Consider the following 15,418-nt stretch of genomic DNA (forward strand, 5'->3'; position numbering starts at 1 on the left):
ATATGGGCGGCAGGGGGGAACAGGTGTGAAGAAGTTTAAATGGATCGCTTTCGCAGCAGGCTTTATTCTTTTATTGCTGCTGTTTAAATTTCAGTTTTCAAATAACGATTCCTGGGAATCATGGAATTTGCCCCTGGCAGGGAAGGTTATTTATCTCGATCCCGGACATGGCGGTCCCGATGGCGGAGCAGTGGGAACGAAGCTGCTTGAGAAGGATGTGACTCTTGAAATCACAAAAAGAGTCAGAGATTATTTGCAGGAGCAGGGAGCGCTTGTGCTTCTGACAAGGGAAAAGGATATTGATCTCTCCTCCATGGGAACGAAAGGATACAGCCGGAAAAAAGCAGAAGACTTGCGCAACCGGGTGGAAATGATTAACTCCTCATCTGCAGATATGTACTTGAGCCTGCATTTGAATGCTCTGCCGCAGCGGCAGTGGAGAGGGGCCCAGACTTTTTATGACGGGAAATTCGAAGAAAATGCGAAAATGGCCAAATTCATTCAGGATGAGCTTAGGAAAAATCTTGAGAATACCGACCGGAAAGCGAAGCCGATCCATGGAATTTATTTAGTCAAATATACAAATAAGCCCGGTGCCTTAGTTGAGGTAGGGTTCTTATCAAATGGCGAAGAAGAGAAACTTTTCACCGATCCAACCTATTTAGATAAAGTTGCGGGTTCTGTATATAAAGGAATTCTGCGATACTATACCGATAAGAGCAAGCCTCCTGAATGATAGACAGGAGGCCTTCTCTATGCATTTATTCCAATCATTCTTATTGGATATGGTATACTGATGTAAACGAATTCAAAAAGGGTGAAGAGCATGCTGCAGGAAGAAACGTTAAGAAAGATTGCTGAAGAAATCCAAGAACCTTTTTTACATATACCATTGAAAGATGTAAATGGGATTAAGGAAGTAAAAGTAAAGCCTGAAAAAAATCATGTAAGTCTGAAAGTGGCGATTGCAAAATTGAATACCCCTGAACAAATGAAGCTTCAGCAGGAGCTTGTCGCGAAGCTGAAAGAAGCTGGAGCTGAAACGGTGGGACTGCGGTTTGAAGAGCTGCCGTCAGATGTGGTCGCCTCTCTTCAGCCTAAGCAGGAATCGTCTTCCGGACTTATGTCAGGCGGAACGGAACCGACTTATATCGCGATCGCGAGCGGCAAAGGGGGAGTCGGTAAATCGACTGTTTCGGTTAACCTGGCTGTAGCGCTTGCCCGTATGGGGAAAAAAGTGGGACTCATTGACGCTGACATTTATGGCTTCAGCGTACCGGACATGATGGGGATCACGAATCGCCCCGTTCTTCAGGGGGATGCGATTATTCCGGTAGAACGATTTGGAGTCAAGGTCATTTCCATGGGCTTTTTTGTCGAAGACAACGCCCCTGTGATATGGAGAGGGCCGATGCTTGGAAAAATGCTGAACAACTTCTTCCAGGAAGTTGAATGGGGAGATCTCGATTACCTGCTCCTTGATCTGCCTCCGGGTACGGGGGACGTGGCGCTCGATGTGCACTCCATGCTTCCTGCGTGCAAAGAAATTATTGTGTCCACTCCGCATCCAACCGCTGCTTTTGTGGCAGCGAGAGCGGGAGCAATGGCCCTTCGGACAGACCACGAAGTAATAGGTGTGGTTGAAAATATGGCTTACTTCGAAAGTCAGGCAACAGGAGAAAAAGAATATGTATTCGGTAAAGGCGGAGGAGACAAGCTTGCAGAGGAATTGAACGTACCGATCCTTGGCCGGATTCCGCTCCGTCAGCCAGATTGGAATGAACAGGAGTTTGCTCCTTCCGTATACGCTGAAGATCATCCGACAGGCAAAATTTACGGAGAAATGGCAGCGAAGGTTGCAAGTCTTGTTCCATCCAGCATTAGCTAACAGAAAAAAAGCGCCCAGGTTGGCGCTTTTTTTGTTATTGTCCTCCTGAACCGCCGCCGCTTTCGGAGCTTCCGCCGCTTTCTGAGCCTCCGGCACCGCCTTGCTGCTGTCCTCCGCCTTCTGACTGCTGCCCCATTTGCTGGGCTGCTTTCAGCAAGGCTTCTTGCATTTTCATTTTGTATAAAGGACTTGTCAAGGTTTCGGTAATCACTTCCTGTATATATTTGCGGGATTCCTGGCTTTTAATGACCGTACCGATCTCTTTCTCCATTTCAGGATTCTGAAGGATTTCAATCATCATTTTTTGGTAATCGGGATCTGCCATGAGCTGTTTAATAACCTTTTCATGTTCCTTTTGAAGACTCTGTGCAAAGGCTTCGGAAAATTTAGGATCCTCAAAAATTTTTGTCCAAAATTGAATCCCCTGTTTGGATGTGAGCGTTTTTGTAATGGTTTCGGATACCATCTTTTGATCCATGACAAGATTCTGTTTCATTTGATCTTCCTTCAATACTTCCTGCAAAGCCGTTTTGCCTTCGTCGGTTTTTAATATATCCACAACCATTTTTTTGGTCTTTTCGTAGTCCATTTCACTTGCGCCCTCGGCTTTAGGAGCACAGCCATTCATTCCGATAGCAAGCGCACTAATTATGAGGAGCGGTATAAGTTGTTTCATGGGCTAAGGCTCCTTTCACAAGTTCCTATTCTTAATATGAAATCCTGGGCCGTTTTTATAACTGAAAAATATTCCCTGTATAGCAATTTTCAAGGAGGCTTGGTAAAATCAAAGCAGATAAAGGATGGGGGAAGATAGATGAAAAGCAGGGATTGGGTAAAGTTTTTCTTTTCCAGCTTGCTCGTCGGTGCCGCTGCTGCCATCGCGTCGGGCTTTATTTTAAACTGGGATCAGCAGGCAGGGGCGTTTGCAGAATTTCAAGTCGATGAAATTTTTGCATCGTTGATTTGGTTTATAGGGGTAGGCCTGATGTTCAGTGTGATCAGTCAAATGGGTTTTTTTGCATATCTGACCCTTCACAGGTTCGGCATGGGGATTTTTGGTTCCGTATGGAATGCTGTTCAGCTCCTGTTAATTGCATTTGTTCTTTTTGATCTTGTGTATTTCCGCTATCAAATTTTTGGAGATTCCGGTTCCGTCCTTCCCTACATATGGCCAGCTGCCGGTTTTTTTGCTGCCAGCCTCATCACGGCCTATTTGAAGCAAAGGGATACAAATAAAGGGGCTTTTATTCCCGCTTTATTCTTTATGTTTGTCGGCACAGCAATTGAATGGTTTCCGGCGCTGAGAGAAAATGATCCAAACTGGCTTTATTTCATGCTGATTTCTTTATTATGCTGCAATGCGTATCAGCTTATTATGCTTCCGAGGTTCAGCAGGTCCTCCCGCAGAAAAATCGGGCAGCAGAAAACCGCACAGGGATAGCGTGCAAAAAAGATCTGGCCCTCATTTGCAGGGCCAGATCTTTTTTAGCGGTCCAATTTTACCAATTCAGCATCTGGATTTGGTTTATTCAAAATCAGATCCTTTAAAATATGGGAGCCAAGCATACTGTAGACCGTTCCATTTCCGCCGTATCCCAATAAATAATACTGGCGGTTGTTATGGGGATGCTTCCCGATAAATGGAAGGTTATCAAGCGACTCTCCAAAACTTGCCCCCCAGGAATAGGCAATCTTCAGCGGGAGCTCAGGAAAAAGCTTTCGAAGTTCATGAAGAAGGCGATTAGCCCGGTTTTCAATCCATTCTTCACTTTGGGGTGCTTCCGGTTTGTCTTCATCTAATCCTCCTGCAATAATCCGGTTATCGTCGGTTGTGCGGAGATAAAGATACGGCCGTTTCGTTTCCCAAATCATTGCCCGGTCCTCCCACGAAGATAAATCTTCAATCGGCTCGGTTGCAATGGCGTAGGAGCGATTAATATCGGCCCCGATTTTTTCATCAATCGGAGGAGAATCATATCCTGTAGCAAAAATAATATGAGAAGCGGAAAAAGCCCCTTTTGAGGTATTCAGGGTCAGGTGATCCGGATGCTCCTCAATTTCCTTAGCTTCAGTATGTTCAAACAAATGAACATTTTGCTCTTCAAGATAGGCTAAAATGCCATGGATAAACCGGTACGGATTGACCTCTGCATCTCCATATGTAATTAAAGCTGCGTGTTTTTTAAATGGCATATGCTGCGCCACTTCTTCCTCTGTCCAGTAATCTACCGGAAACCCGTGTCTTTTTAACACTTCATATTCTTTCTCTAGCTTCGGCACATCATCCTTTGTACTCGCATAACAAATGCTCTTTCTGCGGAATAAATCCGCATCCTGCGGAAGTGTTTTCGCAACTTGCTCAAGCTGATCCACTGCAGTCTGACAAAGCTTATAAAACTGAACGGCCTTTTCTTCCCCAATTTGGTCCATCAGTTCATGAAGCATAATGTCATTCGAAAATTGGAGCAGGCCGGTATTGGCTGACGAACTTCCTGCTGCCATCTCCCGTTTATCCAGGACAGCGATTTTCAGCCCTTCCTGTGAAAGGGTATAAGCGGTTAATGCGCCTGACATCCCTCCTCCTACAATTAGAACATCATAGTGCGGAGTCCTTTCCTGTTCACGTTTTCTTTTTTTATGATTAAGGGTTGTTGGCCAGAAAAGTGTACCATTATGCAAGTCCATCATCGATCCTCCTGAATGATTATTCCATTTGTACTACTTTTACCCTCGCTGCGGAAAATATTAAACGCAGGATGTGCAAATACAAGAAGACCCGGGGTAAAATGAAATAAAAACAGTGAGAAGAGGTGGCTATTATGTCTAATGTCCACATCCTGAATATTTCATTAGAGAGCAGCGGAGAAGCGAGAACCATATACCCTGTGCTGCTCCATGATCAAGAAAATACGGTTCTGGTGGATTGCGGATATCCGGGCTGTTCATTTTATTTGAAAGAGGCGGCAAGAAAAACCGGCGTTCCCCTGGACTCCATTACAAAAATAATCATCACTCATCATGATGTCGATCATATGGGTTCTTTAGCAGCATTGAAAAGGGAGTATCCCGAAATGAAAATTGCATCTCTGGAAGAGGAAGCACCCTATATCAGCGGGACAAAAAAATCGCTGCGGCTTGAACAGGCAGAGACCACTTATGCAGACTTGCCTGAAGAAGAGAAGGCAGGCGCTGACCAATTCATCTCACTGCTGAAATCCATCGAGCCGGCTCCAGTGGATATCTTATTTTCAGCCGGCGAAGTCCTGCCATGGTGCGGCGAGATTGAAGTGATTCATACTCCGGGCCATTTGCCTGGACATATTTCTTTGTATCTCCGGCGCGAAAAAACGCTGATTGCGGGTGATGCTCTTGTGGCAGAGGGAAACAGGCTTGAGATTGCGAACCCACAATTCACATTGGATATGGAGGAAGCGCTGCGGTCCGTTGAGCGCCTGATGGACTATGAGATTGAAAAGGTTATCTGCTACCATGGCGGATTATATACCGGGGATGTGAAAGAAGCGCTCCGTCAGCTTCTTGAATTATATAAATAAGCCTGCTTTCCTTTCAGCAGGCTTTTAAACCGTTTCTATTTTACTTCCTTTGAGCGGGCATCTGTATTGGCAACGAGTTCCTTAACGGTTACATTCCGGAGCCCTTTTTTGTTGATCTCTTTGATGATTTTAGGAAGGGCATCTTTCGTTTGTTTGGCTGAGTCTGAAGCATGAAGGAGAATTATATCTCCCCCTCCTGTCTGCCTGGTCGCGTTTTTGACTATTTTTTCTACACCCGGATTCGTCCAGTCATTCGTATTCACGCTGTAATGAACTAAAGAGAGTCCATACATGGAAGCGATATCCAGCACTTGCTTATTGAATTGCCCGGTTGGGGTCCGGAGGTATTGGATCTTTTTTAGCTTCATCTCATCAAACGTTTTTTGGGCGAGCATTAAATCCCGTTTGATTTCTTCGGGCTTCATGGTGGTATAGTTTTTATAGGCGTATCCCATGCTGCCGATCTGATGTCCGTCCTGAACGATTCTTTTCACGATCGCAGGGTGCCGTTCAGCCCAAGAGGCAGATATAAAAAAGGTAGCGTTGGAAATTTGGTTCCTTTTCAGCGTGTCGAGAATCGGCAAAGCCTTTTCATCTCCCCAGCTTATGTCAAACGTTAGAGAGACTTTGTTCCCCTTTGATTCGCCTTTATAGATTGCTTTAGGTCCGGAGATAGCGGAGAAGACGGGGTATTGAACCACATTCTCTACATATAGAATGCCGGCTGTGAATAGAGCGGCAATAGCTACAATAAGTGTCTGTTTGATTTTTTTTGCATGAATAACATAGATACGGTTCAAATCAGAATGCCTCCTTGTCCATGATCGGTCTTGTCTTATAGGTATGCTGGAAAGGGAGCTTCCATGAATCCAAGAAACAAATTGTTTCATTGATATTTAGGAGGTTGGGTGAAATGCGCTCCGAAATAGAAATGCTGAATCTAATCCGGAAGACGGCTGAAGACGATCCAAGAGTAAGAGCAGTGGCAATGAACGGATCCCGAACGAACAGGAATGTCCGGAAAGATCCCTTTATGGACTTTGATGCTGTATACCTTGTAGAGGAGATGGATTCATTTTTAGCCGATGCGGACTGGATTGATGTCTTTGGGGAGAGAATTATGATGCAGACGCCGGAAGACACGGCCTTGTTTCAGTCTGAAAATAACGGAAGGTTTACTTATTTAATGCTGTTTGAGGATGGGAACAGAATCGATTTAAAGCTTATTCCGATCGAACAGGCAGATGCGTACTCCCAGGAAGACAGCCTTACCATGATTCTCTTAGACAAGGACGGATGCCTTCCCGAGCTGTCTCCGCCTTCAGACCGGAAATATTGGGTGCAAAAACCGTCAGCAGCCTTTTATGCGGACTGCTGCAATGAATTTTGGTGGGTATCCGCTTATGTAGCGAAGGGATTGTGGAGAAGGGAAATTCTTTATGCGCTGGATCATTTAGCGGTCATCAGATCGATGCTGATTAAAATGATGGAATGGAAAGCGGCAGCACCATTCGATTTTTCAGTCAGTACCGGGAAGAGCAGTAAATATTTAGAACGGTATATTTGTAAAGATCAATGGAGAAAACTAATGCTTTCTTTTCCTGAAGCGGACTATGAGCGGGTATGGGACGCCTTGTTCGTTATGATTGAATTATTTGAGGAAGCGGCACGGGAAACGGCAGAGGAGCTTTGTTTTTCTTATCCAGCCGAAGAGGCAGGAAGAATGAAGAAGTATCTCGGGCAAGTCAAGCTTCTTCCTGAGAATGCAACGGAAATCGGGTAGGGTTTTCGGAAGGGGGCATTGTCTTGGCTGCTAAGTGAATAGCTTAAATGCCCGCAGGAGAAATGAGCTTCCCAATTTGACGAAGCTGAATGAAAAAATGTCTGAAGAAAAATTGAAAAAGAGTATTGACCTGTTTATATACTGCGTGGTATATTTATTTGCGTCGCTGTTAGCAGCCAAATATGTTTGAAAAAAACATTTAAAGAAGTTGTTGACTAAGATGGAACATCATGTTATATTATTAAAGCCGCTAACGAAGCGGATGAAAAAATGATCTTTGAAAACTAAACAAATCGAAGTGCCAACGTTAATTCTAGAGCAACAAACAAGAGCTAGTCAAACTACTTTTTGGAGAGTTTGATCCTGGCTCAGGACGAACGCTGGCGGCGTGCCTAATACATGCAAGTCGAGCGGATCTCTTCGGAGATCAGCGGCGGACGGGTGAGTAACACGTGGGCAACCTGCCTGTAAGACTGGGATAACTCCGGGAAACCGGAGCTAATACCGGATAACCTTTCGAACCGCATGGTTCGGAATTGAAAGACGGTTATGCTGTCACTTACAGATGGGCCCGCGGCGCATTAGCTAGTTGGTGAGGTAATGGCTCACCAAGGCGACGATGCGTAGCCGACCTGAGAGGGTGATCGGCCACACTGGGACTGAGACACGGCCCAGACTCCTACGGGAGGCAGCAGTAGGGAATCTTCCGCAATGGACGAAAGTCTGACGGAGCAACGCCGCGTGAGTGATGAAGGTTTTCGGATCGTAAAGCTCTGTTGTTAGGGAAGAACAAGTGCGGGAGTCACTGCCCGCGCCTTGACGGTACCTAACCAGAAAGCCACGGCTAACTACGTGCCAGCAGCCGCGGTAATACGTAGGTGGCAAGCGTTGTCCGGAATTATTGGGCGTAAAGCGCGCGCAGGCGGTCTTTTAAGTCTGATGTGAAAGCCCCCGGCTCAACCGGGGAGGGTCATTGGAAACTGGAGGACTTGAGTGCAGAAGAGGAGAGTGGAATTCCACGTGTAGCGGTGAAATGCGTAGAGATGTGGAGGAACACCAGTGGCGAAGGCGACTCTCTGGTCTGTAACTGACGCTGAGGCGCGAAAGCGTGGGGAGCGAACAGGATTAGATACCCTGGTAGTCCACGCCGTAAACGATGAGTGCTAAGTGTTAGAGGGTTTCCGCCCTTTAGTGCTGCAGCTAACGCATTAAGCACTCCGCCTGGGGAGTACGGTCGCAAGACTGAAACTCAAAGGAATTGACGGGGGCCCGCACAAGCGGTGGAGCATGTGGTTTAATTCGAAGCAACGCGAAGAACCTTACCAGGTCTTGACATCCTCTGCCACTTCTAGAGATAGAAGGTTCCCCTTCGGGGGACAGAGTGACAGGTGGTGCATGGTTGTCGTCAGCTCGTGTCGTGAGATGTTGGGTTAAGTCCCGCAACGAGCGCAACCCTTGATCTTAGTTGCCAGCATTCAGTTGGGCACTCTAAGGTGACTGCCGGTGACAAACCGGAGGAAGGTGGGGATGACGTCAAATCATCATGCCCCTTATGACCTGGGCTACACACGTGCTACAATGGATGGTACAAAGGGCAGCGAAACCGCGAGGTTCAGCGAATCCCATAAAACCATTCTCAGTTCGGATTGCAGGCTGCAACTCGCCTGCATGAAGCCGGAATCGCTAGTAATCGCGGATCAGCATGCCGCGGTGAATACGTTCCCGGGCCTTGTACACACCGCCCGTCACACCACGAGAGTTTGCAACACCCGAAGTCGGTGGGGTAACCCGTAAGGGAGCCAGCCGCCTAAGGTGGGGCAGATGATTGGGGTGAAGTCGTAACAAGGTAGCCGTATCGGAAGGTGCGGCTGGATCACCTCCTTTCTAAGGAAGAATTATCAGCACCCATGCGGTGCAGCGATTAACGGACGCACTTCGAATTTGTTTAGTTTTGAGAGATCATTCTCTCTTAACTTGTTCTTTGAAAACTAGATAACGATATGAATGTCAAACATTCACACGAGTAAGAAAGAACCTTACGATTTTCTTCTGCGTCTATCGCAGAATGAAATGAAAAGTCTGAAGACATCTGTTTTCAGCTTCTAACGAAGATAACTCCGTTATCAGGTTAAGTTAGAAAGGGCGCACGGTGGATGCCTTGGCACTAGGAGCCGATGAAGGACGGTACGAACACCGATATGCTTCGGGGAGCTGTAAGTAAGCGTTGATCCGGAGATTTCCGAATGGGGAAACCCGCTGCTCGTAATGGAGCAGCATCCTGACTTGAATACATAGAGTCTGGAAGGCATACCCGGGGAACTGAAACATCTAAGTACCCGGAGGAAGAGAAAGCAAATGCGATTCCCTGAGTAGCGGCGAGCGAAACGGGATCAGCCCAAACCAGAAGGCTTGCCTTCTGGGGTTGTAGGACACTCAACACGGAGTTACAAAGGAACGGGGTAGGCGAAGCGGTCTGGAAAGGCCCGCCAGAGAAGGTAACAGCCCTGTAATCGAAACTTCGTTCCCTCCTGAGTGGATCCTGAGTACGGCGGGACACGAGAAATCCCGTCGGAATCCGGGAGGACCATCTCCCAAGGCTAAATACTCCCTAGTGACCGATAGTGAACCAGTACCGTGAGGGAAAGGTGAAAAGCACCCCGGAAGGGGAGTGAAACAGATCCTGAAACCGTGTGCCTACAAGTAGTCAGAGCCCGTTAACGGGTGATGGCGTGCCTTTTGTAGAATGAACCGGCGAGTTACGATTACGTGCAAGGTTAAGTTGAAGAGACGGAGCCGCAGCGAAAGCGAGTCTGAATAGGGCGAATGAGTACGTGGTCGTAGACCCGAAACCAGGTGATCTACCCATGTCCAGGGTGAAGTTCAGGTAACACTGAATGGAGGCCCGAACCCACGCACGTTGAAAAGTGCGGGGATGAGGTGTGGGTAGCGGAGAAATTCCAATCGAACCTGGAGATAGCTGGTTCTCTCCGAAATAGCTTTAGGGCTAGCCTCATAGCAAGAGTCTTGGAGGTAGAGCACTGATTGGACTAGGGGCCCTCATCGGGTTACCGAATTCAGTCAAACTCCGAATGCCAAAGACTTATCTATGGGAGTCAGACTGCGAGTGATAAGATCCGTAGTCAAAAGGGAAACAGCCCAGACCACCAGCTAAGGTCCCCAAGTATCCGTTAAGTGGAAAAGGATGTGGGGTTGCTTAGACAACCAGGATGTTGGCTTAGAAGCAGCCACCATTTAAAGAGTGCGTAATAGCTCACTGGTCGAGTGACCCTGCGCCGAAAATGTACCGGGGCTAAACGGATCACCGAAGCTGTGGACTGTTCTTTCAGAACAGTGGTAGGAGAGCGTTCTAAGGGCTGTGAAGCCAGACCGGAAGGACTGGTGGAGCGCTTAGAAGTGAGAATGCCGGTATGAGTAGCGAAAGAGGGGTGAGAATCCCCTCCACCGAATGCCTAAGGTTTCCTGAGGAAGGCTCGTCCGCTCAGGGTTAGTCGGGACCTAAGCCGAGGCCGAAAGGCGTAGGCGATGGACAACAGGTTGAGATTCCTGTACCACCTCTTTTCCGTTTGAGCAATGGAGGGACGCAGGAGGATAGGGTAAGCGCGCTGTTGGATATGCGCGTCCAAGCAGGTAGGCTCAAGGGATAGGCAAATCCGTCCCTTGGTTAAGGCTGAGCTGTGATGGCGAGGGAAATGAAGTACCGAAGTTCCTGATTCCACACTGCCTAGAAAAGCTTCTAGCGAGGAAAATGGTGCCCGTACCGCAAACCGACACAGGTAGGCGAGGAGAGAATCCTAAGGTGATCGAGAGAACTCTCGTTAAGGAACTCGGCAAAATGACCCCGTAACTTCGGGAGAAGGGGTGCTCTTTAGGGTGAATAGCCTTGAAGAGCCGCAGTGAATAGGCCCAGGCGACTGTTTAGCAAAAACACAGGTCTCTGCGAAGCCGCAAGGCGAAGTATAGGGGCTGACGCCTGCCCGGTGCTGGAAGGTTAAGAGGAGAGGTTAGCGCAAGCGAAGCTTTGAATTGAAGCCCCAGTAAACGGCGGCCGTAACTATAACGGTCCTAAGGTAGCGAAATTCCTTGTCGGGTAAGTTCCGACCCGCACGAAAGGCGTAACGATCTGGGCACTGTCTCAACGAGAGACTCGGTGAAATTATAGTACCTGTGAAGATGCAGGTTACCCGCGACAGGACGGAAAGACCCCGTGGAGCTTTACTGCAGCCTGATATTGAATTTTGGCACAGCTTGTACAGGATAGGTAGGAGCCTTGGAAACCGGAGCGCCAGCTTCGGTGGAGGCATCGGTGGGATACTACCCTGGCTGTGTTGAACTTCTAACCCGCGGCCCTGATCGGGCCGGGAGACAGTGTCAGGCGGGCAGTTTGACTGGGGCGGTCGCCTCCTAAAATGTAACGGAGGCGCCCAAAGGTTCCCTCAGAATGGTTGGAAATCATTCGCAGAGTGTAAAGGCACAAGGGAGCTTGACTGCGAGACCTACAAGTCGAGCAGGGACGAAAGTCGGGCTTAGTGATCCGGTGGTTCCGCATGGAAGGGCCATCGCTCAACGGATAAAAGCTACCCCGGGGATAACAGGCTTATCTCCCCCAAGAGTCCACATCGACGGGGAGGTTTGGCACCTCGATGTCGGCTCATCGCATCCTGGGGCTGTAGTCGGTCCCAAGGGTTGGGCTGTTCGCCCATTAAAGCGGTACGCGAGCTGGGTTCAGAACGTCGTGAGACAGTTCGGTCCCTATCCGTCGCGGGCGCAGGAAATTTGAGAGGAGCTGTCCTTAGTACGAGAGGACCGGGATGGACGCACCGCTGGTGTACCAGTTGTCTTGCCAAAGGCATCGCTGGGTAGCTATGTGCGGACGGGATAAGTGCTGAAAGCATCTAAGCATGAAGCCCCCCTCAAGATGAGATTTCCCATCATTTGAGTAAGACCCCTGAAAGATGATCAGGTTGATAGGTTCGAGGTGGAAGCGTGGCGACACGTGCAGCTGACGAATACTAATCGGTCGAGGACTTAACCTTTATTCAAGTAAGGCTTCCATTACTCGTGAAGCACATCGTTATCTAGTTTTGAAAGAGCAATCTTTCAACCTTATATCTGGTAATTATGGCAAAGAGGTCACACCCGTTCCCATACCGAACACGGAAGTTAAGCTCTTTAGCGCCGATGGTAGTTGGGGGTTTCCCCCTGTGAGAGTAGGACATTGCCAGGTTATATTGTTCCGCAGTAGCTCAGTGGTAGAGCTATCGGCTGTTAACCGATCGGTCGCAGGTTCGAGTCCTGCCTGCGGAGCCATGCTTCCATAGCTCAGTAGGTAGAGTGCTTCCATGGTAAGGAAGAGGTCACCGGTTCGAGCCCGGTTGGAAGCTTACTTAAAGTCTGCGGCCCGTTGGTCAAGCGGTTAAGACACCGCCCTTTCACGGCGGTAACACGGGTTCGAATCCCGTACGGGTCACCATCATTTTTACATGGACAAGCTATGTGAGAGAAGGCAGCAGCGCAATGCGCCGCTTATCACAAGCCTAAAAATACATGGAGGATTAGCTCAGCTGGGAGAGCATCTGCCTTACAAGCAGAGGGTCGGCGGTTCGATCCCGTCATCCTCCACCATTACATATCAAATATTATAAACATTATATGCCGGTGTAGCTCAATTGGTAGAGCAACTGACTTGTAATCAGTAGGTTGGGGGTTCAAGTCCTCTTGCCGGCACTGTCTTCACTGATGTGGAGGGGTAGCGAAGTGGCTAAACGCGGCGGACTGTAAATCCGCTCCTTAGGGTTCGGCAGTTCGAATCTGCCCCCCTCCACCATTTTATTTATATCATGTTTAAAACCCGCTGGGTTGGACATGTTAATAGAGTACGAATGAATGATACTAATCATATTGGGCTATAGCCAAGCGGTAAGGCAACGGACTTTGACTCCGTCATGCGTTGGTTCGAATCCAGCTAGCCCAGCCATCCGAGCCATTAGCTCAGTCGGTAGAGCATCTGACTTTTAATCAGAGGGTCGAAGGTTCGAGTCCTTCATGGCTCACCATTTATTTTCATATGCGGGTGTGGCGGAACTGGCAGACGCACTAGACTTAGGATCTAGCGCCTTCGGGCGTGGGGGTTCGACTCCCTTCACCCGCATTATCTTTATCATCCGGAGACATCCATACCCTGATAACTAGCGGAAGTAGTTCAGTGGTAGAACACCACCTTGCCAAGGTGGGGGTCGCGGGTTCGAATCCCGTCTTCCGCTCCAATACAATGAGGGGCCTTAGCTCAGCTGGGAGAGCGCCTGCCTTGCACGCAGGAGGTCAGCGGTTCGATCCCGCTAGGCTCCACCATATATTTTCTGTAATGTCTTTCACATCGTGATAGGCTTTTTTTGTGTTTTCTTTTTGCGTTATATGCGAGAATTTTCTGTATTTTTATACAAAAATTTGTCGAGTTGAGTCAGACGGCTTCTTCTATGTATTATAAGGATATAGAGAGCAGAGGAGGAAGTCGAATGGCGCTTGAGAAAATCAACATAATTGGGGTCCCTATGGACTTGGGTCAAACAAGACGGGGCGTAGACATGGGGCCAAGTGCAATCCGCTATGCAGGTGTTGCTGAACGGCTGGAGAATCTTCGCTATACCATTGAGGACAGCGGAGATATTAAAATCGGCAAGCGGGAGAAAGAATTAGAAGAGCCTCTTTATAATTTAAAAAATTTGAAAGCGGTAACAGAAGCGAGCGAACTTCTTGCTTCAAAAGTAGATGAAGTTGTGAAGTCCGGAGCTTTTCCTTTAGTGCTGGGCGGGGATCACAGCATCGCCATAGGAACACTGGCGGGATTAGCCAAAAATTATCAAAACCTCGGTGTAATCTGGTATGATGCACACGGAGATTTAAATACAGCAGACACGTCTCCTTCAGGAAACATTCACGGCATGCCGCTTGCAGCGAGCCTTGGAATCGGCGATGAAGGATTAACGGGCATAGCCGGTTTTTCTCCTAAGATTAAGCCTGAACATGTGGTGATTATCGGAGCACGATCTCTGGATGAAGGGGAAAGAAAACTCATAAAAGAAAAAGGAATCCGGGTTTACACGATGCATGAAGTAGATCGTCTCGGGATGACCCGTGTGATGGAAGAAACGATTGACTATTTAAAAGAACGCACAGATGGAGTTCACTTGTCTCTGGACCTTGATGGTCTAGATCCGCATGATGCGCCGGGTGTCGGGACGCCGGTTATTGGAGGGATTAGCTACCGCGAAAGTCATTTGGCGATGGAAATGCTTGCTGAATCTGAATTGATCACATCGGCGGAATTTGTAGAGGTCAATCCGATTTTAGATGAAAGAAACAAGACAGCATCGGTTGCAGTAGCATTAATGGGTTCCCTGTTTGGAGAAAAGCTTTTATAACCATTACGCCCGCTTGAGGTAATCAAGCGGGTGTTTTGTTCCCTTCCCTCTATAGCCCATCCCAGACTCTTCTAATAGCCGGAGTAGAGCCTTCGAACTCCAGTAGGTACACATCCGGATTGGAGAGGGTTTTCCACTGCTCAAACCCGAACGTTTCATCAAAATGGTTCAGAATCAATGAAATCAGATTGCCATGCGAAACGATTGCAGCGGTTTGAAAAGGCCCGTCAAGAAAATCGCGGATAACTGCGAGTCCTCTCGAAGCGGCATAATGACTGGATTCTCCGCCTCCAAAACAAAGGGTTTTGTCCACAAACGTCTGAGAGAGTTTATCCATCCAATCATGAAGGTTTTCCTTGCTGAGAATTCTTTCCTCCAGTCTTCGATCGATCGTAATGTTCAGCCTGTTTTGTCCGGCAAACGGGGATATTGAATCAACCGCCCGCTTATAGGGGCTTGAATAGATCACCTTAATGTTTTTGTCTGTTAAAAATGCAGATAAGGAAACTGCCTGGACTTCTCCTTCCGCTGTTAATGTAGCTTCGGCTTCCTGTCCATTCGCTTTACAATGACGAATCAAATAGATTTTCTTTTTCATCCATTTCCCTCCTTGTATCCCCTATTATTAGGGGAAAACCCTATAGTTTTCAATCACTGGATCTGAATATGTGCAACTTACCATCTACATATTGGGAATTATTTGTTAAACTATTTTTATGTACAAAACTGAAACCTTTTGGTCTTTAGAACGTAT

10 protein-coding genes, 11 tRNA genes and 3 rRNA genes are annotated in these 15,418 nt (G+C 47.8%); 20 read left to right on the forward strand and 4 right to left on the reverse strand.

Annotated elements, in window-relative coordinates:
• Positions 1–25 precede the first annotated feature (25 nt).
• Together cwlD and CEF21_RS02505 are read left to right on the forward strand one after the other, a co-directional pair.
• Positions 26–736 (forward strand): N-acetylmuramoyl-L-alanine amidase CwlD, encoded by a 711-nt coding sequence (cwlD, locus tag CEF21_RS02500; RefSeq protein ID WP_123913247.1) that lies wholly within the window; start codon positions 26–28, stop codon positions 734–736.
• 90 nt (positions 737–826) lie between these two features.
• Positions 827–1,888 (forward strand): Mrp/NBP35 family ATP-binding protein, encoded by a 1,062-nt coding sequence (locus CEF21_RS02505; protein ID WP_123913248.1) that lies wholly within the window; start codon positions 827–829, stop codon positions 1,886–1,888.
• A 34-nt stretch (positions 1,889–1,922) separates the two neighbouring features.
• Here the strand turns inward: CEF21_RS02505 and gerD are convergent, their stop codons facing one another.
• Positions 1,923–2,564 (reverse strand): spore germination lipoprotein GerD, encoded by a 642-nt coding sequence (gene gerD, locus CEF21_RS02510; protein WP_123913249.1) that lies wholly within the window; start codon positions 2,562–2,564, stop codon positions 1,923–1,925.
• 138 nt (positions 2,565–2,702) lie between these two features.
• On the opposite strand from gerD, the gene CEF21_RS02515 reads away from it, so the two are divergent.
• Entirely contained in the window at positions 2,703–3,329 is a 627-nt protein-coding gene (locus tag CEF21_RS02515) for a KinB-signaling pathway activation protein (RefSeq protein WP_123913250.1), read from the forward strand.
• Positions 3,330–3,373: 44 nt separating this feature from the next.
• On the opposite strand, the gene CEF21_RS02520 is transcribed toward CEF21_RS02515, so the two are convergent.
• The gene (locus CEF21_RS02520; protein ID WP_241156749.1) at positions 3,374–4,576 is read right to left on the reverse strand and encodes an NAD(P)/FAD-dependent oxidoreductase; all 1,203 of its coding nucleotides are present in this window, start codon (positions 4,574–4,576) and stop codon (positions 3,374–3,376) included.
• 131 nt (positions 4,577–4,707) lie between these two features.
• On the opposite strand from CEF21_RS02520, the gene CEF21_RS02525 reads away from it, so the two are divergent.
• A complete protein-coding gene (locus CEF21_RS02525; RefSeq protein WP_123913251.1) occupies positions 4,708–5,442 on the forward strand; it encodes an MBL fold metallo-hydrolase in 735 nt (244 codons plus the stop codon).
• Between the two features lie 35 nt (positions 5,443–5,477).
• On the opposite strand, the gene pdaB is transcribed toward CEF21_RS02525, so the two are convergent.
• Complete coding sequence (gene pdaB / locus CEF21_RS02530; RefSeq protein ID WP_123913252.1) at positions 5,478–6,242, reverse strand: polysaccharide deacetylase family sporulation protein PdaB; 765 nt, start codon at positions 6,240–6,242, stop codon at positions 5,478–5,480.
• A 113-nt stretch (positions 6,243–6,355) separates the two neighbouring features.
• On the opposite strand from pdaB, the gene CEF21_RS02535 reads away from it, so the two are divergent.
• The 16 genes from CEF21_RS02535 (at position 6,356) to rocF (ending at position 14,664) form a co-directional block, all read left to right on the forward strand.
• Complete coding sequence (locus CEF21_RS02535; protein WP_123913253.1) at positions 6,356–7,225, forward strand: aminoglycoside 6-adenylyltransferase; 870 nt, start codon at positions 6,356–6,358, stop codon at positions 7,223–7,225.
• 345 nt (positions 7,226–7,570) lie between these two features.
• Positions 7,571–9,109, forward strand: a 16S ribosomal RNA gene (locus tag CEF21_RS02540).
• A gap of 242 nt (positions 9,110–9,351) precedes the next feature.
• A 23S ribosomal RNA gene (locus CEF21_RS02545) occupies positions 9,352–12,279 on the forward strand.
• Between the two features lie 75 nt (positions 12,280–12,354).
• A 5S ribosomal RNA gene (rrf, locus tag CEF21_RS02550) occupies positions 12,355–12,470 on the forward strand.
• Together the 16S, 23S and 5S rRNA genes with 11 tRNA genes alongside form the textbook arrangement of a ribosomal RNA operon.
• Before the next feature lie 8 nt (positions 12,471–12,478).
• A tRNA-Asn gene (locus CEF21_RS02555) sits at positions 12,479–12,553 on the forward strand.
• A 1-nt stretch (position 12,554) separates the two neighbouring features.
• A tRNA-Thr gene (locus CEF21_RS02560) sits at positions 12,555–12,627 on the forward strand.
• A gap of 14 nt (positions 12,628–12,641) precedes the next feature.
• Positions 12,642–12,716: transfer RNA gene (locus CEF21_RS02565), tRNA-Glu, on the forward strand.
• 76 nt (positions 12,717–12,792) lie between these two features.
• Positions 12,793–12,868: transfer RNA gene (locus CEF21_RS02570), tRNA-Val, on the forward strand.
• Between the two features lie 29 nt (positions 12,869–12,897).
• Positions 12,898–12,970: transfer RNA gene (locus CEF21_RS02575), tRNA-Thr, on the forward strand.
• Between the two features lie 16 nt (positions 12,971–12,986).
• Positions 12,987–13,070, forward strand: a tRNA-Tyr gene (locus CEF21_RS02580).
• 75 nt (positions 13,071–13,145) lie between these two features.
• Positions 13,146–13,220: transfer RNA gene (locus tag CEF21_RS02585), tRNA-Gln, on the forward strand.
• A gap of 3 nt (positions 13,221–13,223) precedes the next feature.
• Positions 13,224–13,299 (forward strand) — tRNA-Lys (locus tag CEF21_RS02590).
• Positions 13,300–13,312: 13 nt separating this feature from the next.
• A tRNA-Leu gene (locus CEF21_RS02595) sits at positions 13,313–13,394 on the forward strand.
• A 40-nt stretch (positions 13,395–13,434) separates the two neighbouring features.
• A tRNA-Gly gene (locus CEF21_RS02600) sits at positions 13,435–13,509 on the forward strand.
• Between the two features lie 9 nt (positions 13,510–13,518).
• Positions 13,519–13,594, forward strand: a tRNA-Ala gene (locus CEF21_RS02605).
• A 164-nt stretch (positions 13,595–13,758) separates the two neighbouring features.
• On the forward strand, positions 13,759–14,664 hold the full coding sequence (gene rocF / locus CEF21_RS02610; RefSeq protein ID WP_123913254.1) for an arginase: 906 nt from the start codon (positions 13,759–13,761) through the stop codon (positions 14,662–14,664).
• Positions 14,665–14,713: 49 nt separating this feature from the next.
• On the opposite strand, the gene CEF21_RS02615 is transcribed toward rocF, so the two are convergent.
• Entirely contained in the window at positions 14,714–15,262 is a 549-nt protein-coding gene (locus CEF21_RS02615; protein WP_123913255.1) for a histidine phosphatase family protein, read from the reverse strand.
• Between the last annotated feature and the right edge of the window lie 156 nt (positions 15,263–15,418).

It is taken from the genome of Bacillus sp. FJAT-42376, from assembly GCF_003816055.1.
In the GTDB taxonomy this organism is placed as follows: Bacteria; Bacillota; Bacilli; order Bacillales; family Bacillaceae; genus Metabacillus_B.